17 protein-coding genes and 1 tRNA gene are annotated in these 17,796 nt (G+C 37.3%); 16 read left to right on the top strand and 2 right to left on the bottom strand.

The window, feature by feature from the left end:
• Positions 1 to 14: 14 nt before the first annotated feature.
• From MR764_RS01690 to MR764_RS01655, 8 genes are all read left to right on the top strand, one after another.
• The gene (locus MR764_RS01690; protein WP_247977652.1) at positions 15 to 1,256 is read left to right on the top strand and encodes a site-specific integrase; all 1,242 of its coding nucleotides are present in this window, start codon (positions 15 to 17) and stop codon (positions 1,254 to 1,256) included.
• The gene (locus tag MR764_RS01685) at positions 1,240 to 1,974 is read left to right on the top strand and encodes a hypothetical protein (protein ID WP_247977651.1); all 735 of its coding nucleotides are present in this window, start codon (positions 1,240 to 1,242) and stop codon (positions 1,972 to 1,974) included. Before MR764_RS01690 ends, MR764_RS01685 begins: the two co-directional genes overlap by 17 nt.
• Positions 1,975 to 2,073: 99 nt before the next feature.
• Positions 2,074 to 2,421 carry a helix-turn-helix domain-containing protein gene (locus MR764_RS01680; RefSeq protein ID WP_247977650.1) on the top strand — a complete coding sequence of 116 codons (348 nt, stop codon included), beginning with the start codon at positions 2,074 to 2,076 and terminating at the stop codon, positions 2,419 to 2,421.
• Positions 2,422 to 2,423: 2 nt separating this feature from the next.
• Positions 2,424 to 2,993, top strand: coding sequence for a hypothetical protein (locus tag MR764_RS01675; RefSeq protein ID WP_247977649.1), 570 nt, complete (start codon positions 2,424 to 2,426; stop codon positions 2,991 to 2,993).
• Entirely contained in the window at positions 2,968 to 3,720 is a 753-nt protein-coding gene (locus MR764_RS01670) for a DUF6291 domain-containing protein (RefSeq protein ID WP_247977648.1), read from the top strand. The genes MR764_RS01675 and MR764_RS01670 overlap by 26 nt, the downstream gene beginning before the upstream one ends.
• Entirely contained in the window at positions 3,698 to 4,129 is a 432-nt protein-coding gene (locus tag MR764_RS01665) for a hypothetical protein (protein ID WP_247977647.1), read from the top strand. The genes MR764_RS01670 and MR764_RS01665 overlap by 23 nt, the downstream gene beginning before the upstream one ends.
• Positions 4,130 to 4,250: 121 nt before the next feature.
• On the top strand, positions 4,251 to 4,427 hold the full coding sequence (locus tag MR764_RS01660) for a hypothetical protein (RefSeq protein WP_247977646.1): 177 nt from the start codon (positions 4,251 to 4,253) through the stop codon (positions 4,425 to 4,427).
• Between the two features lies 1 nt (position 4,428).
• Entirely contained in the window at positions 4,429 to 5,019 is a 591-nt protein-coding gene (locus tag MR764_RS01655; protein WP_247977645.1) for a hypothetical protein, read from the top strand.
• Positions 5,020 to 6,187: 1,168 nt separating this feature from the next.
• Here MR764_RS01655 and MR764_RS01650 read toward each other — a convergent pair.
• Positions 6,188 to 7,228 carry a hypothetical protein gene (locus tag MR764_RS01650; protein WP_247977644.1) on the bottom strand — a complete coding sequence of 347 codons (1,041 nt, stop codon included), beginning with the start codon at positions 7,226 to 7,228 and terminating at the stop codon, positions 6,188 to 6,190.
• Between the two features lie 301 nt (positions 7,229 to 7,529).
• On the opposite strand from MR764_RS01650, the gene MR764_RS01645 reads away from it, so the two are divergent.
• From MR764_RS01645 to MR764_RS01620, 6 genes are all read left to right on the top strand, one after another.
• Positions 7,530 to 9,092, top strand: coding sequence for a type I restriction-modification system subunit M (locus tag MR764_RS01645; RefSeq protein WP_247977643.1), 1,563 nt, complete (start codon positions 7,530 to 7,532; stop codon positions 9,090 to 9,092).
• A complete protein-coding gene (locus MR764_RS20330; RefSeq protein WP_247977642.1) occupies positions 9,089 to 10,318 on the top strand; it encodes a restriction endonuclease subunit S in 1,230 nt (409 codons plus the stop codon). Before MR764_RS01645 ends, MR764_RS20330 begins: the two co-directional genes overlap by 4 nt.
• Before the next feature lie 136 nt (positions 10,319 to 10,454).
• The gene (locus tag MR764_RS01635; protein WP_247977641.1) at positions 10,455 to 10,820 is read left to right on the top strand and encodes a four helix bundle protein; all 366 of its coding nucleotides are present in this window, start codon (positions 10,455 to 10,457) and stop codon (positions 10,818 to 10,820) included.
• A 14-nt stretch (positions 10,821 to 10,834) separates the two neighbouring features.
• Positions 10,835 to 11,854 (top strand): hypothetical protein, encoded by a 1,020-nt coding sequence (locus tag MR764_RS01630; protein ID WP_247977640.1) that lies wholly within the window; start codon positions 10,835 to 10,837, stop codon positions 11,852 to 11,854.
• 1 nt (position 11,855) lies between these two features.
• Entirely contained in the window at positions 11,856 to 12,317 is a 462-nt protein-coding gene (locus tag MR764_RS01625) for a type II toxin-antitoxin system death-on-curing family toxin (protein WP_247977639.1), read from the top strand.
• A 5-nt stretch (positions 12,318 to 12,322) separates the two neighbouring features.
• Positions 12,323 to 15,451, top strand: coding sequence for a type I restriction endonuclease subunit R (locus tag MR764_RS01620; RefSeq protein ID WP_247977638.1), 3,129 nt, complete (start codon positions 12,323 to 12,325; stop codon positions 15,449 to 15,451).
• An 83-nt stretch (positions 15,452 to 15,534) separates the two neighbouring features.
• Here the strand turns inward: MR764_RS01620 and MR764_RS01615 are convergent.
• A tRNA-Met gene (locus tag MR764_RS01615) sits at positions 15,535 to 15,608 on the bottom strand.
• A 193-nt stretch (positions 15,609 to 15,801) separates the two neighbouring features.
• Here MR764_RS01615 and MR764_RS01610 point away from each other — a divergent pair.
• Both MR764_RS01610 and MR764_RS01605 read left to right on the top strand, forming a co-directional pair.
• Positions 15,802 to 16,182, top strand: a complete 381-nt coding sequence (locus MR764_RS01610; protein WP_247977637.1) for an START-like domain-containing protein — start codon at positions 15,802 to 15,804, stop codon at positions 16,180 to 16,182.
• A 132-nt stretch (positions 16,183 to 16,314) separates the two neighbouring features.
• A complete protein-coding gene (locus MR764_RS01605) occupies positions 16,315 to 17,796 on the top strand; it encodes an LptF/LptG family permease (RefSeq protein ID WP_247977636.1) in 1,482 nt (493 codons plus the stop codon).

The raw sequence follows: 17,796 nt of genomic DNA, 5'->3' as shown, positions 1-17,796 counted from the left end.
ATAAAATGATATTCATGTATTCGTATAAAAATCAAGGAGTAAGCATAAAAACGGTGTTGGATAAACGTCGCGAATATAAGGGATGTTTGTACAAAATCCGAATTCAGGTGATTTATGATCGGAAAGTATGGCTTTACACACCGGGCAAAATGATTAGTGAATCGAATTGGGAAATCTTACCAACCAGTAAAAGTCCGGTTATCCGTGAAGTTCGAGAAGATTTACAGGCATCGTTTGAGCTTATTAAAAAGCATGTTCGGGAGCTGTCAAATGACGGAAAGTTTTCTTTCGAGGAGATGAATATTCGTTTAAAATCAGTATCTGCTGACACAATCAACGCATTGTTGCAGTACAAAATTGACCAACTGAATAATGAGGGAAGGATCAACTCTGCAACGTATTATTCGACAATATTAAAGAACATTGAAGATTATAAGGGTAACTCTGTTCAATGTAAAAACATAACCGTTTCTTGGTTGAAAAAATTCGAAAATCATCTGCGGTCGGTCGGAAGAAGTGAAACAACAATTGCGATGTATCAAAGAGGGCTTCGAACGATTGTAAATATGGCTCGAAAACGTGGTTATATTAAAGAAAAGGAATATCCTTACGGACAAGATAAATACCAAATTGTTGAAAATGAAGGGCGAAAACTGGCATTGAATATACAACAAATAGGACAGGTTGTAAATTATTCTGACGGGTTAGAAGCGACTGAAAAGTATCGTGACATTTGGCTGTTCTTGTATTTATGTAACGGGATCAATGTTGTAGATATGCTTAAATTAAAGTTCTCTAACATCAGTAACGGAGAAATTCATTTCTATCGTACGAAAACCTATAGAACTGCCAAGCGACGAAAAGAAATCGCTGCAACCTACACTTCTGAAATGAAATCGATTGTCGAAAAGTGGGGAAATCCATTTCAGAATGACGGTTATTTATTCCCGTTTTTGAAAGGCGGTGAGACTCCTGAAGATATTGTTTTAATAGCAAATGATATAACGAGGCGGATAAATAGGCGGATGAACAAGATCGGAAAATCTTTAGGAATAGGAAGCATTTCCACGTATACGGCAAGGCATTCATTTGCTACCGTTTTAAAACGATCAGGTGCCAATGTGGCTTATATTTCAGAAAGTCTTGGACATCAAGATATCCACACGACAAATAATTATTTGGCAAGTTTCGAACAAGAGGAACGTAAAAAGAACGCGGCATTATTAACACAATTCAAAGATGAAGAAAAAGTGTAAATCCCAGAATCTGTTGATTTCAGATCAAGAATGGAAAGAAATAGAAGCGTTAGAAAGTAGATCGCCCGAGAAAGATGCACTCGAATTGCAGCGCCTACGTGATAAAGCTGCTAAAGAAGCCGATTTTTTGAAATGGATTAAAAGTTTCACCAAAGAGTTAGATAATAAAGGACGGGAAGCAAAATCAGTAGAAGAAATCAATTTGGTAGGTGCAGATTTGGGGCGTTTTATAAGTTTTGTAACAGACTATTTTGTTACACTTAAAAATGAAGGAGGATTCATGGGCTCAATTCCAAAAGATCAAGTTTTAGAGAAGGTAGAATCTGCTATAATGCGCCTACGTGGAATCAAAGAAATGATTGATGGTAGGCGTGAATATTTGAATTCTAATAAATCAATAGATAAGCCACAAAAAGAGTTTTGGGAATATCTTAGTGGTGCTAAACGAAAAAAGCATGCAAGGTGGTTAAAAAAAGAATTTCTCGGCGAAAAAGGGAAGGGCATAGCTATCATGATACTTGGTCTTGAAAATAAAGGTAAAATTCGCTATGATTCGCGTAAAGATCTCTATACATCTATCGGAAAATATTTTGGATACACACTAAATAAATCTTCAATTGATAAATATTTATCAAAAACCTCCACCGATCATGAATTATTGGTTCAAAGTGGTAAAATTGAAACATTTGTAGCTAAACTATCACAAAAGAAGTGGTAAAAGTGGCTAAAAGTGGCGGACACTTTTAGCCACCTCAAATGTTTGATATTAAATCATTTTAACTATATTATTGTAGCTGTAATTTAAAAATATTGAATTATGGCTTTAGAAAATCCTTTTGAATTAATCTTGTCGGAACTTGAAGAAATCAAAACCGAAATCCGACATTCTAAACAGCCTGCACTGGTTGTTGAACCGCCTGATCGGATGACGGTAGATCAGGCTATCAAATTCCTTACAGAAAATGGTGTTCCTCTTGGCAAGGGGATGTTGTACAATTTAACCGCAGGAGGAAAAATTCCATGTAGTCGTTTAGGTAAACGCTTGGTGTTTTCTCGGAAGAATTTAATGTCGTGGATTGAATCTCAGATAATTGAGAAAAGATCGAAAAGTCAAATTGCTGCTGAACGTTTGGCAAACTCTGCAAAAAGACGTGAAAGGAGTTAGCGATGGGAGCAAAGCAACAAACCGCCCCCGAGAGGACGGCAGGTACTACCAATAAAAGTACCCAAAAAACTCGATACGTCAAATCACAAGCTGTGAAGGAACTGGAACGTATTGCCGACGAAGAAGCCCGCAAGAAATTCCCAGTAATTCCTTTTGAATGGCTCGCGCCGCGAAGGTATCGCGATGACACTGCAAACGGACTCACAAAATGTATTATTGATTTTCTTCGATTTCATGGACATCAAGCTGAACGAATCGCGAACATGGGACGCCGGATAGATACCCGGGAAAATTTTGTTGATGTTATTGGACGTGCAAGAACCAGTGGAGAATCGAAATGGATACCCGGGAATGGTACAAAAGGAACTGCTGATATATCTGCCACCATTAAAGGTATATCGGTTAAAATAGAGGTTAAAATTGGCTCTGACCGGCAAAGTGTTTCCCAAAAAAGATATCAAAAATCGATCGAATCTGCTGGGGGTATCTATTTTGTAGCTAATTCATTCGATAGTTTTTATAAATGGCATCATTTAAACTTTGGAAATGAAAAGGGACAGCTTTGTTTTTAGACGTGAATTTTACAATCCAACGAAAGATTTATCCAATGATGATAAGGCTAAACTTTTTGATGCAATTTGTAACTACGGGTTTGATGGAAAATTGCCGATCCACCTGCCGCCCATGATAGAAATGGCTTTTAAATTTATCGAACCAGTTATTAAGAGGGATGCAGAAAAATATGAACGTCGTGTTCGAGCAAATCGACAAAACATCAATAAGCGTTGGGGTAATGATACCAAAAATACCAGTGGTACAAATGGTATTGATTCGTATAGTGATAGTGATAATGATAGTGATAATGATAGTGATAATGATAGTGATAATGACGGTGATAATGAAAATGAATTGCCTTTACTGAAAAAGTCGAATGATTTGAAGTATTTGGGTTTCAATATTTCCCAAGCCGGAACTCAATTCTTCCCATCTGTTAAAAAGTGGCTTAGTTATAAAAAATCAATTAAGGATCCCTACAGAGTTCAAGAGTCTGTTAACGTGATGATTGGTGAGTTGAAATCACTCGGAAACTACGATCCTGAACTTTGTATGAAAGTTGTCAACCAGTCCATTGGTAAAAACTGGAAAGGTTTATATGCACTAAAAAAATCAAATCATGGAACAATTCAAAAATATTCGACAAAGGCAGAACAATCCAAATTTGCTGCAATCAACACAATCGCCAACATTGAAGAAAGAGTCAAAGCAGATCAGCAAAATGGCGGAGAATTTACTGGTTGAAATTCCGCACCAGATCGAATTCTTGAAGAAATATAATCATGCTTATTGTGTGAGATTATTCATGGGTAACAATGACTATTGGAAGGCATATAACGCTTCAACGATCACTTTAAATGATCTGTGTGGAATGTATACACCCAATGCCCCAATTCGGCTTATTGAAACTTGGTTATGCCAATATTCCTTTTTCATGCGCCTTCCTCTCGAAGATGATCAAGTAAATGAAACGGCTCTCTATCTGTATGACTTTTTCAAACCGCTAAATATGGCAGAACTTACCTTGTTTTTTAAAAAGGCAAAGATGGGATCGTTTGGAAAAATGTACGGTGACATAGATCCGTCAGAATTATTGAGATGGGCTAAACAATTCAAACTTGAAAGAGGGAAAACAATTGCAACGCACTTATAATGTGGAAGGGAATAAAGCCTGCGTTAGTTAGATCTTCACCGAAATTTAGCGATCGGGTTTTCTGGGTTTTTCGGCCTGTTTTTACTAAAAAAGAAAATTTAATAATCTAAAATTTATGATCATGGAAGAGTTTATTGAGAAGTTGACTCCGGAAAATCGCCGGGGGTTTATTTTAAAAACTTTGCGGAACGAAATTCAAGCGGATCCAGATTTCGGCGTCGAAATCAAGAAATTGTACGAAGAAGCAATTCTGCAGGGTGAAATTATTAACGACATTAATCGATTGGGGGGATTTTAAAATGAAAAAGAACAATTTTTATTTTGACGAAAACGGTTTCAAAGCAGCCGAGAGAGACGTCGCTAACTTTTGCTTGATAGCGAACGAAGTGCTTGACGAACTTAAAAAGCTTGGACTGCAGCCGAACAACGCGGTGCAGGCGAGAGAAATATTGTATTGCAGTAATGAACGGATAAAAGAAATGTTTATAGAAGATCAAAGGGCTAAGCTCCAAATGATACCTTCTCTTATTGTTCAAAAGATGATTATTGCCCCAGATCTTACTTTTCTTGATTCCAAGCGTCGGCTAATACAAAATCACCGTGGGTTGTCAAATATTTACTGTTTGCCATTCACGACTTACGAAAATGGAAGGTTCGCGGCAGATGATGACAAGTTGCGTGCAAAATTTACAATACGTCGAAATTCTGTTATCAATGAGGCCGAGAAACAAGTTAAAGTTTTTTTGAAAGCTTGGGAGAGCCTGCAGAGCTTTTGTAAAGACAACACTTATCCGGGTGCTGTTATTGATTACGATGGTCTGTTGCATTTCAACCGGGGCCAGCAGGCGTTTTTCCTTAATGAGAAAGGATTTCGCTATTTTAAGCAATGAATAATGGTGCGGTAGAGACGAGACACAGCCAGCACCTGATTATTTATAATCCCAGTTCAGATGAAAAAATCAAATGGACTGGGAAATTTGTTTTTGGATTAATTGTAGATATTTGAAAATAAGATAGTTATGTTGTAATTTTGTGTTTTGATAATATTTTTGATGTTTTGCTGCTATGTTGCCTATTAAAGGATGTTATACCGCTATTATGCTGTTAATTAATTAGACGTCGATTAGGCGATTTAGAGTCATTTCTATTTAAATGGACGTATACGGTAAGCAGGTTGTTAAAAGTGCGTTGTAGGGCTTTAAAAATACGTTTTGAATGAAAATATATAATAAATGCAGGTACTATCGAGGAGAAGAGAAGTATCCTAATCCAAAGGTGGACGTAGCTAAAATTGTTTCTGGTGAAATTCCGTACGTCCGGCATATTAAAAATATGCTTTTCTGTCAGTTGATGTGGGAGTATGAAAAAAGGTTCGACGAAGGCATGCTTGTGTATCAAAGAACTGACCGAGGGTATTCTGAGTTCCTATATTATCTATTTTCTGAACGATTCCCTGAACGTTGGAGTATTTCGAAAGAGGAATGTGAAGAGTTTTATTTTGATACAAATTGAGTTACGGGAAATAGATCACTTGATGAATGACCACGATTTGGTTGCTTGTTTGCACCCAGTTTGAATTAAACAGCTACTTGTTCTTTTTTTTGTGGTGTATTATATTGAGTGATAGTGGATTATGATGGTAGTATTTAAGGTGTTCTTATGATTACGTGTCATAAGGTGTAATAGGCAGAACTTCATCATCAAATCAATAGTAGTTCGATTGCCTAATAATATTAGGAAACTCACGTGCTGAAATATTTGTTAAAGGGGCATCGAATAAAAGAACGGCATGAACCACCACCAGTTTTTGTTTGTTTGTTTGTTACCAAGAGATATTTAACACTTTCGATTTTTATTTGAATATTAGTTTTAATAATTTTGAAGCAACGAAACTGTCCCATGAGCCTTGTAACCGTTATATTTTGTTTGGCAATATTCTTAGTGGAATTGAGTATATTTTACACACCGCTGTACTTTATATCTTACAAGATTTTTCATGTTGATCAGCTAATCGCTGACCGGAAATTAGTTTGGATTCTTCTCGGACTTTCTGCTTTATTATCTATTTTCTCCTTCCCTCTCTTCCTGGGCATCGTCCAAAAGTTCATCATCTAAGTCATTATGCGTAGCTGCTTTTATTGAGTCCATGGATGCTTGGAATTCAATCATTTTTTGCTGCCTCTCTTGTTTCGCATTGAGGAAATTTGTCCATGATTGTAAAAGCCCATCACCTTCTGCTTCCAATGTTCCGTATCTTCCTAAGTCTAATTTTATTCTTGGATCGTCAGATAACGCAAAGATTGTTGATATTCCTAATAATCCTAACAACGCTACTGCTGCCAAGGCAACTTTACCCTTAGATTGAACTTTAATTTTTATATAAAGTTCTTCATTGTACTCAATACCATGTTCTTCACAAATTTCGGTGTAGAAGTAGGTAAGAGAATCCAAAAATTTGCTAAAGGCAAATGCGTTTATATTTTCATCTTGCCTGATTTGAATAACCATATAGCTCGTGTCTCCTATCATGAACAGAGGAGAGATGTATCCTTCTATTGTTTGGGCGAGTCTGTCAATATTGTATATCGCTTGTCGACTATGAAATATGTTATCCAAGTCTCCACGGAAATCCTCTTTCTTTTTAAGTAATATCCAGTTTACACGTCTTCTTTTCTCTGGATAAGGTTCATAGTTGTCATTGAATTCGAATCTTCTTGTGTCGTCTGTAATATAGACTTCGCTTTCAATTTCTCCTATCGCTAAGAAATCGGAATTTTTACTTGGAATTATTACGCAGTCACCAATTTGCATATCATGTTGGAAGGCAACTAATTGATTTGCCCATTTAGTGACTTCTCCTTTTTCGTAGTCTGAGTTATTGGCGATAAAAGTTTTTAATGTGTCGTACGGAATGCTAAGATTATCTCCTTGGACATTCTGAATCAAATTCTGCGGCACGAAGTTTAGGCCAATTCCGATGTAATTATTTTCCTGAAAATCATCGAAAGTTGCTCCTGAATAAGTTCTTACAAACCAATACTTCTTCCTTTCGGAAATTTTTCGAATGCTTCCTTCTGAGGTGTTAAATTGAATAGTCATTTTATGGATTATGTAAGTTGTGATCCTTAATTGTACATAATAATAGTGTGCCAATGTAATGATTTTACGTGACTTGATAATTAAATATCATGAGTCATTTCTTTATTTAATCGGAGAAAAACAAAACCTAATGATTATTTATGCAAACTGAAGATTTGATTACGAAATATACTCAATATTTTGTCATTTTTGCCTTAAAATGAAACAGGGCCTGTAGCCATATTTATTTATCTTTGGTTCTTTTCATAAAAGACGGCAACAAATTTAAAAGCACACATCCTAATAAAAGAAATAATTTATAATGGCAAAAGAGCAAGAACGCGACGAACTACACCGCGCAATATGGCAGATAGCAAACGACCTCCGCGGAAGTGTAGATGGTTGGGACTTTAAATCGTATGTACTGGGTTTGTTATTTTACAGGTTCATTTCCGAGAACCTGACTTCATTTATCAATAAGGAAGAACAACGTACCGGAAATACAAATTTTGATTACGCCAAAATTTCAGATAAAGATGCCGAATTTGGTCGGGCTGACACAGTAAAAGAAAAAGGCTTTTTTATACTGCCCTCCGAGTTATTTATAAATGTTCAGAAGAAAGCGAAGAACGATGAAAACCTGAACGAAACATTAAGCAAGGTTTTTAAAAATATCGAAAACTCAGCTAAAGGAACTGACAGCGAAGATGACTTAAAAGGTTTGTTCGATGACATTGATGTGAACAGCAACAAACTGGGAGGAACAGTTCAGAAAAGAAATGAGAAACTGGTTAAAATCCTCGAAGCCATTGGAGGTTTAAATTTAGGAGATTACCAGGACAACACCATCGATACCTTTGGCGATGCCTACGAGTTTTTAATGACCATGTACGCCAGCAATGCCGGAAAATCTGGAGGTGAATTTTTTACACCACAGGAAGTCTCTGAATTGCTTGCCGAAATGACTGTTGTTGGCAAAAAGCAGGTAAATAAGGTTTATGACCCGGCTTGTGGTTCTGGTTCTCTGTTATTAAAATTTGCCAAAGTATTGGGCAAAGAAAACGTAAGGCAGGGATTTTATGGTCAGGAAGTAAATATTACTACCTACAACCTTTGCCGTATCAACATGTTTTTGCACGATATTAATTACGAGAAATTCGATATTGCTCACGGTGATACCCTTACCGAACCCAAACATTGGGACGATGAGCCTTTCGATTGTATTGTTTCAAATCCACCCTATTCCATTAAATGGGATGGCGATGCCAACCCGCTTTTAATAAACGACCCCCGTTTTTCACCTGCCGGAGTGCTGGCTCCAAAAAGCAAAGCCGATTTAGCGTTTACCATGCACATGCTTTCGTGGCTATCCACTTCGGGTACGGCTGCCATTGTTGAGTTTCCGGGCGTACTATATCGTGGAGGTGCCGAACAGAAAATCAGGAAATACTTGGTGGATAACAACTACATTGATACCGTTATTCAGCTTCCTCCCGATTTGTTTTTTGGTACAACCATAGCCACCTGTATTATTGTTATTAAAAAGAGTAAAAAAGACAATGCTACACTATTTATCGATGCTTCGGCAGAATTTGAGCGTGGTGGCAATAAAAACAAATTATCCGATGTTAACCGCAAACGGATATTAAAGGCATTTATCGACCGGAAAAATGAAGACCATTTTTGCCAATTGGTAAAAAACGAAGACATTGCCGAAAACGATTATAATATTTCAGTAAGCAGCTATGTTGAGCAAGAAAACACCACTGAAGAAGTAGATATTGAAAAACTCAATGCTCATATTGCCGAAATTGTAATCCGCCAAAACAAGCTTCGCACAGCCATTGACGAAATAGTCGCTGATTTGGAAGGAGGTAGCTTGTGAGTAAAATAGAGGAACTTATTCAACAATACTGTCCTGATGGTGCTGAGTTTATAGAGTTACAGGAAGTATTCGAAATAAAGAATGGATACACTCCTTCAAAAGCAAATTCTGAATTTTGGACTAATGGTACTATTCCTTGGTTCAGAATGGAGGATATAAGACAAAATGGTCATATTCTTTCTGATTCAATTCAACATATTACACCAGAGGCTGTTAAAGGAAGCGGGTTATTTCCAGCCAACTCAATAATAGTTGCTACAACAGCAACCATTGGAGAACATGCATTAATAATTGTTGATTCGCTTGCGAATCAACGATTTACGTTTTTGTCAAAACGTAAATCGTTTGATGACAAACTTGATATGAAATTTTTTCATTATTACATGTTCATTATTGATGAGTGGTGTAAAAATAATACTAACACGGCCAGTTTCCCGTCTGTAGATATGGGTAGATTTAAAAAGTATAAATTTCCAATTCCCCCACTTCCTATTCAACAAGAAATAGTCGCGATTCTCGACAAATTCACCACGCTGGAGGCGGAGCTGGAGGCGGAGCTGGAGGCGCGTCGCGCCCAATACATATACTACCGCGACCAACTATTGTGTTTTGATGGTAAAGATGTGGAATGGAAAATGCTTGGAGAAGTTGGTGAGTTTATCAGGGGTAAACGATTTGTAAAGAACGATATTGTCTCAGAGGGTGTTCCATGTATTCACTACGGTGAATTGTACACCCATTACAAAATATGGGCAAAAGAGGCAAAGTCTTATTTAAACCCTAATTTAGCTGCAAAACTTCGTGTTGCGCACCCTGGTGATGTGGTTATTGTTTCAGCAGGCGAAACTATTGAAGATATTGGTAATGGTGTTGCTTGGTTAGGTGATTCTGATGTGGTTATTCATGATGCATGTTTTGCATATTCTCATAAAATGAATCCAAAGTATGTGTCCTATTACTTGCAAACAAATCTTTTCCGTTCGCAAATTAAAAGTTCTATATCATCCGGTAAAATTTCATCTATTAATGCGCCTGGTTTAAGCAAAGCCAAAATTCCCATTCCTCCAATGGAAGAACAGGTACGTATTGTAGGTATATTAGATAAATTCGACGCTTTAGTGAATGATATATCGGTGGGTTTACCTGCCGAGATTGAGGCAAGGAGAAAGCAGTATGAATATTACCGTTCAAAGCTTTTAAGCTTTGAACCAGTGGTTAGTGAATAGTGGTAAGTGGATAGTTATGAATGGTTAGTGATTAATTTTAAAGTATTTAAATATGAGCAATATTAGATTCCAATCCAAAAGATATTATTCTGTTACAGTTAAACGTATTTTAATTAACCACTAACAGTTTACCACTATGAAAGAAAGCGTATTAAAAGATAAGAGTTTCAAATTTGCTGTAAGGATTGTAAATCTATACAAATACTTGTGCGATGAGAAAAAGGAATTTGTCTTATCGAAACAAATTTTACGCAGTGGTACCTCCGTTGGTGCAATGGTTCGTGAAGCAGAACATTCCGAAAGTAAAGCCGATTTTGTCCACAAAATGGCCATTGCCCAAAAAGAAATCAACGAAACACTTTACTGGCTCGAACTTCTCAATGCTACTGAATACTTATCTGTGGATATGTTCAATAGTCTGAATAATGATGCCATTGAAATCATTAAAATGCTAACCAGCAGTATCAAAACTGCAAAGCAATCACTAACCTCTAACCATTAATCATTAATAAGAGTATGGCCAACGATTTAACAAATTCGGGCATTACCCGGCAAAATATTCTCAACAACAAATACGCTGTTCAGGAAATTCAGAAAGCAGTGGGTATTACCGGCGTATTGTACGAACAGGAATTTCGCTTTACCAAAAAGCAGGTGGCCGATTTTTTTGAAGTAACCGAACGAACCATCGATAACTATTTGGAGAAAAATCAAAAAGAAATCGAAAAAAACGGTTACGTTGTCTTACGTGGTAAATCACTGATTGACTTTAAATTAGTCTATTCGGATGTATTTGGTAACGAAACCGATTTCGTGACCAAATCAACCGTATTAGGAGTTTTTAATTTCAGGGCGTTTCTTAACATTGCAATGTTACTGACAACCAGCGAAAAAGCAAAAGAATTACGCAGCGTTATTCTCGACATTGTAATCGACACCATTAATAAGCGAACCGGGGGCAGTACCAAATACATCAATCAACGCGATGAGGAGTTTGTGGTAAACCTGCTCAAAGGTGAAGATTACCGTCGTGAATTTACCGATGCATTACGCGACTATGTAGATATGGGGCCATTTAAATACATGGTGTACACCGATAAAATTTACAGCAGCATTTTTAAAGAGAACTCAAAAGAGTATCGTAAAATATTAAAGCTGGAAGCTAAAGAAAATGTTCGTCACACCATGTACAGCGAGGTGCTCGATATTATTTCGAGTTACGAAATAGGCTTTGCCGACATTTTGAAAAACAAGTCGCTGGAGCTTGGCCGGAAACTCAATGCATTCGAAACAGACTTACTATTCTCGAAATTTGAACAGCTAAAATTATGGGAACCTCTTCGTGAAAAAGCTCGTGTAAAAATGGCAAGCCGCGACATGCTTTTTCGTGATGCGTTGCACCAGAATTTACAGGAATACATTGGCGCAGTGAGTACCGAGGATTTTGAAAAATTCCTTGGAGATAAAAGTATGGAACTCGACAAACGCCTGGAAGAATATAAGGAAGCATTGAAACGATTAAAAGAGCGCGACTGATATGATTTTTTATATTACACCGGAGCAGGCAGAACATACGCATCGCAAAACAATAGAATATAGCGGTGGTGGCAATTATGATGTCATTAATATCGGTTATTTATTGAGTGCTTTGGAATTGATACAGATTGACGATTATTACCCCACTTTTGAGGATAAACTGGTACATCTGATTTGGTCAATTAATCGTAATCATGCTTATTCCGATGGTAATAAACGCTTATCAATTACGTTAGGTGTTCAATTTTTATCCTTCAATGGGTATTTGTTTTGCATAGAACGATTCCTGCACGAAATGGAAAATATTAGTTACCATTTGGCTGCCGGTCGCATTGAAAAAGAGTTGTTGGCTGAGTTAGTACATTCTTTTCTTATGAATGAGGAAGATTTTTGTGAGGAACTCAAATTTAAATTATTGTTAGCAATCGATAATCAAGGAATTGGTTTCGACGAAAATATTTAACTATTATGACCTATTCTTTAGTAGCCGAAAATCCCGAAAGTACAGTTGTAGCCGAATATCAACCGCTATATCGTAAAGATACTTCATACCAAAGCGAGGCAGACCTCGAAAATGCTTTTATCGAACAGCTTAAAACACAGGCATACGATTATTTACCTATAACCACCGAAGATGAACTGATTGTTAACTTACGCAAGCAATTGGAGCTGTTAAACAATTATGAGTTTTCAAATTCGGAATGGGAGCAATTTTTCAAAAGCAAAATTGCCAATCAAAACAGCGGCATCGAGGAAAAAACAACCACCATTCAGGAAGACCATATACAACTACTTACAAAAGATGATGGCACAACAAAGAATATTTATCTGATTGATAAAGCAAATATTCACAACAACAAACTACAGGTTATTAACCAATATGTAGTTGACGATGGTAAACACCCTAATCGCTATGATGTTACTATTCTGGTGAATGGCTTGCCATTGGTACACATCGAACTTAAAAAGCGGGGTATTGATATTAAAGAAGCTTTCAATCAGATAAATCGCTACAATAGAGATTCATTTTGGGCTGGCAGTGGTTTATTTGAATATGTGCAGCTTTTCGTTATATCGAATGGTACATACACTAAGTATTACAGCAATACAACCCGTTTTTCACATATTAAAGAACAAAGCAGCACCAAAGTCACTAAAGGGAAACGTACCAGCAATAGCTATGAATTTACTTCGTGGTGGGCTGATGCCAACAATCGCCCAATTACCGATTTAATGGACTTTTGCCGAACCTTCTTTGCAAAACATACTTTGCTAAATCTGCTTACAAAATATTGTGTTTTTACTTCCGATAAGCTGTTGTTGGCAATGCGGCCATACCAAATTGTGGCTACCGAACGAATCCTAAACCGGATTACAGTTTCAAACAATTACAAAACCTATGGTTCGGTTGAGGGTGGTGGATATATTTGGCACACAACCGGAAGCGGCAAAACACTTACCTCTTTTAAAACGGCTCAATTAGCAAGCAAATTGCCATTTGTCGATAAAGTATTATTTGTTGTTGATAGAAAAGACCTCGACTATCAAACCATGAAAGAATACGACAAGTTTGAGAAAGGCGCAGCCAATAGCAATACAAATACGGCAATTCTTAAAAAGCAATTGGGCAACACCAATGCACGGATAATAATTACAACCATTCAAAAACTGTCAGTGCTGATTAAGAAAAATAAGAGCCATTCCGATTTTAGTCAGCATACGGTTATTATTTTCGATGAATGCCACCGCTCGCAGTTTGGCGATATGCACGTAGCCATTACAAAAGCATTCAAAAAATATCACTTGTTTGGTTTTACCGGCACACCAATATTTGCAGTTAATTCAAGCAGCAGCAGTAAACCCAATTTACGAACTACCGAACAGGCTTTTGGCGATAAACTACATACCTATACAATTGTTGATGCCATTACTGATAAAAACGTTCTCCCTTTCCGTATTGATTACATCAGTACAATGAAAGAAGAGGAAAACATTAAAGATGCCAAAGTATGGGATATTGACAGGGAAAAGGCTTTAGCAGCCCCTAAGCGTATAAGTAATGTTGTAACATATATTCGCGAACACTTCGACCAAAAAACAAAACGAAATAGCAAGCCCTATTTATTCGGCACATTGCAAAATGTTTCCGAAGTAGCTTCTGCCCGTAATAGAGCAAAGGTTGAAGAGGTAAAACAGAAAATTCGTTTATCGGGTTTTAATGCAATTTTTGCTGTTGCCTCAATCGATGTTGCCAAAGCCTACTATTTAGAATTTAAAAAACAGCAAGCCGAAATACCGGAACTTTCAAAATTAAAAATCGCAACAATCTTTAGCTATGGTGCAAACGACCCTGACGATGAAGTAGATGGTTTGGATGAAGAAAACTCTGAAAATACAGATGGCTTAACTGAAAGTCACCGCGATTTTCTGGAACTGGCTATTTCTGATTACAACCAGGTATTCAAAACAAATTATGATACGTCAACCGATAAGTTTCAGAACTATTATAAGGATGTTTCTTTACGCATGAAACAGCGTGAAATAGACTTGCTAATTGTAGTAAATATGTTCCTTACCGGTTTCGATGCCACAACATTAAACACCCTATGGGTTGATAAAAACCTTCGCTTGCATGGGCTTTTACAAGCCTATTCGCGCACAAATCGTATTCTTAACTCAATTAAAACTTTTGGTAATATTATTTGCTTCCGTAACCTCGAAAAAGCTACAAACGAAAGTATTGCCCTGTTTGGTGATAAAGAAGCCGGAGGTATTGTTCTACTAAAAACATACAACGAATACTACAACGGTTATAAAGATGGCAAAAAGGATATTCCGGGATATATTGATTTAGTTAGCGATTTACAGGACAAATTTCCTGTTGGTGAACAAATTATTGGCGAGCAAAACCAAAAGGATTTCATAAAGCTTTACAGTGCCATTCTAAAGGTTAAAAATATACTTACCACTTTCGATGAGTTTGCTGGTAACGAAATATTGTCCGAACGTGATGTGCAGGATTACCATAGCATGTATATAAACCTGTACAACGAATTTCGAGGTAAAAACAAAGGTGATAGCGAAAATGTGAATGATGATATTGTTTTTGAAATGGAGTTGATAAAGCAGGTTGAAATCAATATCGATTACATTTTAGCACTTATTAAAAAGTACCACGAAGGTCATTTAAAAGACAAAGAAATTGTAATTAGCATCCGTAAAGCAATCGATTCAAGCGTTGAACTCCGGAACAAGAAAGAGCTTATCGAACGCTTTATTGATTCCTTGAATCCTGCCTCAAATATCGATGATGATTGGCAATCATTTGTTGATGCTAAAAGACTTGAAGAACTGAATATAATTATTGAAGAGGAAAACTTAAATAAAGAGGAAACATATCATTTTATAAACAATGCTTTCCGTGATGGTTACGTGCAAACAACAGGTACGGCAATTACAAAAGTTTTGCCTCCTGTATCAAGGTTTACACCAACTGGCGACCGAACCAAAAAACGTGAGTCAGTGATTGAAAAATTCACCTCGTTTTTCAATAAGTTCTGGGATATTTCGGGAGGCAGATATCTGAAAACTAAATAAATACTATTTAGAGGGTTGTTTGAACGCAGTTTGAACAAAAAATAAAAGGGATCACATTGTTGTTGTAATCCCTTGATATTCAGTAGCGAGAGGCGGGCTTGAACCGCCGACCTCATGATTATGAATCATGCGCTCTAACCAGCTGAGCTACCTCGCCATTATGTGGGCTAAAAACCCTGTCGTTTGTGACTCCCGATTCGTATATCGGTTTTGATTTTCGCGGTGCAAATATAGTATTTATTTTTATTTCCATTCAGAAAATCTATTTTTTTTGAAAAGATCTTTTGGCGCACCGAAAAGGATGTTTGTTAGTTCCGTTCATAATATATATATTGCCGAAAATCAAACTTATGCCGGACAAAATTAGATTTCAGATCGAGTTTCTTATTAATTGCTCTCCCAAAGTTCTGTACAACAGGCTGAGTACAGCTTCCGGGCTTACAGAGTGGTTTGCCGACGATGTGCGTGTAAAAGGCAGAAAATATACTTTTGTTTGGGATGAAACAGAACAAACGGCCGAAATGACGATGCAGAAAGAAAATCGGCTGGTACGCTTTAACTGGCTTGATGAGGACGACGATACCTATTTTGAATTCCGCATAACACAAGATGAACTAACCGGAGATGTTTCCCTGTTGATCACTGATTTTTCAGAAGAAGGAGAAGAACAGGAAACCAAAGATTTGTGGGAAACCCAGGTAGCCGACCTTAAACATGTATTGGGATCTTAAAGTATAATCGAACTAACACTTTGGTTCCGATTCTCATTTTTTATGAAATCATAAGTAATCTTAACTCTTTTTCCTTTCCCAGAAGCTAAAATAGCTTAGTTTTGTACACGTTTCTTCAATAGAACCGAATTAATGAAACGCTTATATTTATACATAATAAAGTCGTTCGTTGGTCCTTTTATTATGACCTTTTTCATCGTGCTGTTTGTATTACTCATGCAGTTTCTGTGGAAATATGTAGACGACTTGGTAGGGAAAGGACTTGAATTCGGGGTTTTAGCCGAAATGATGTTTTATGCCGGATTTGCTTTGTTGCCACTGGCTTTCCCGCTGGCCATGTTGCTGGCATCGATTATGACCTTTGGCGCACTGGGCGAAAATTACGAGTTGGTAGCCATGAAATCGGCAGGTATTTCCCTGTTTCGCATCATGAAACCTTTGATTGTAATTGCGGTGTTGGTAACACTCATTGCTTTTTATTTCTCGAACAATGTGTTGCCTAAAACAAACCTTCGTTTTCAAACACTGATGTTTAGTGTAAAACAACAGCGTCCTGAACTGGTGCTGCAATCGGGAGTTTTTACCAACGAAATGGATGGCTACAGTATTAAAGTCGGGAGGAAAGATAGTAAAAGCAAAATGCTCTACGACTTGCTGATATACGATCATACAGGAGGTAAGGCAAACGAAAGTGTTACGGTAGCCGATTCCGGAATGTTGCGGATAACTGAAGACAAGCGGTATATGGTGTTGAACCTGTTTAACGGTGTGAATTATGCCGACGACAAATCACAGGCGAACAAAGGAAAAGATAATAACGGCTTCAGACGTGATTCGTTTGATGAACAAACCATTCGGGTGAAGGTTCGTGGTTTTGACTTTAACCGTAAAGACGAAGATATTTTTAAAAATCAATACCGCATGCTTACCATTAAGCAACTTTATGCGATGGAAGATACTTTGTCAGACGATTATTACATCCAGTTGAGCAAGTACATGGAGCAGATTAACCTGAATGCTACGCTATCTCAAAAAATGACCAACCTGGTTCAACGGCACGATTCATTGAAAGTTAACCTGCAGGTTCCGGTAGCCGATTCAATCTTCGATTTTGATGCCTTTTTTACCGGCAGAGATAAATGGGTTCAGGCTGAAATTGCCGGAAGTGCCTTGCAAAGTGCCCGAGGGGTAACTCAAAATGTAAATATGTATGAAAGTCAGCTGTATAACAAAAAGAAATGGCTGAACAAATATAAAATGGAACGGCACCGTAAATTTTCTTTGTCGGTTGCTGTTTTGATCTTTTTCTTTATCGGTGCCCCGTTGGGAGCCATTATTCGGAAAGGAGGACTGGGAATGCCGGTGATCGTGTCCATACTCATGTTTATTTTGTACTATATTATTTCGATGACGGGAGAGAAATCGGCCCGCGAAGATGTATGGTCGATGTTCGGGGGAATGTGGTTTTCCTCGTTTATCTTTCTTCCTATGGGAATTTGGCTTACTTACAAAGCTGCAACCGATTCTGCCATTATGTCGACAGAAACCTATACCAAGTTTTTTAGTAAGTTGGGCTTGTCGAAATTGATTTCCAAAAAAGAGAAGGAAAAATAA

Origin of the sequence: Maribellus sp. YY47, assembly GCF_023111095.1 — a bacterium.
Classification (GTDB): Bacteria; Bacteroidota; Bacteroidia; order Bacteroidales; family Prolixibacteraceae; genus Draconibacterium.
This window is presented reverse-complemented; position numbering and strand designations above follow the sequence as displayed.

Coding starts and splice junctions, on each gene's coding strand:
- MR764_RS01660 (WP_247977646.1), top strand. CDS start 4,251: ATGGAAGAGTTTATTGAGAAGTTGACTCCGGAAAATCGCCGGGGGTTT.
- MR764_RS01610 (WP_247977637.1), top strand. CDS start 15,802: ATGCCGGACAAAATTAGATTTCAGATCGAGTTTCTTATTAATTGCTCT.
- MR764_RS01625 (WP_247977639.1), top strand. CDS start 11,856: ATGATTTTTTATATTACACCGGAGCAGGCAGAACATACGCATCGCAAA.
- MR764_RS01670 (WP_247977648.1), top strand. CDS start 2,968: ATGAAAAGGGACAGCTTTGTTTTTAGACGTGAATTTTACAATCCAACG.
- MR764_RS01685 (WP_247977651.1), top strand. CDS start 1,240: ATGAAGAAAAAGTGTAAATCCCAGAATCTGTTGATTTCAGATCAAGAA.
- MR764_RS01675 (WP_247977649.1), top strand. CDS start 2,424: ATGGGAGCAAAGCAACAAACCGCCCCCGAGAGGACGGCAGGTACTACC.
- MR764_RS01690 (WP_247977652.1), top strand. CDS start 15: ATGTATTCGTATAAAAATCAAGGAGTAAGCATAAAAACGGTGTTGGAT.
- MR764_RS01655 (WP_247977645.1), top strand. CDS start 4,429: ATGAAAAAGAACAATTTTTATTTTGACGAAAACGGTTTCAAAGCAGCC.
- MR764_RS01630 (WP_247977640.1), top strand. CDS start 10,835: ATGGCCAACGATTTAACAAATTCGGGCATTACCCGGCAAAATATTCTC.
- MR764_RS01665 (WP_247977647.1), top strand. CDS start 3,698: ATGGCGGAGAATTTACTGGTTGAAATTCCGCACCAGATCGAATTCTTG.
- MR764_RS01620 (WP_247977638.1), top strand. CDS start 12,323: ATGACCTATTCTTTAGTAGCCGAAAATCCCGAAAGTACAGTTGTAGCC.
- MR764_RS01635 (WP_247977641.1), top strand. CDS start 10,455: ATGAAAGAAAGCGTATTAAAAGATAAGAGTTTCAAATTTGCTGTAAGG.
- MR764_RS01650 (WP_247977644.1), bottom strand. CDS start 7,228: ATGACTATTCAATTTAACACCTCAGAAGGAAGCATTCGAAAAATTTCC.
- MR764_RS01680 (WP_247977650.1), top strand. CDS start 2,074: ATGGCTTTAGAAAATCCTTTTGAATTAATCTTGTCGGAACTTGAAGAA.
- MR764_RS01645 (WP_247977643.1), top strand. CDS start 7,530: ATGGCAAAAGAGCAAGAACGCGACGAACTACACCGCGCAATATGGCAG.
- MR764_RS01605 (WP_247977636.1), top strand. CDS start 16,315: ATGAAACGCTTATATTTATACATAATAAAGTCGTTCGTTGGTCCTTTT.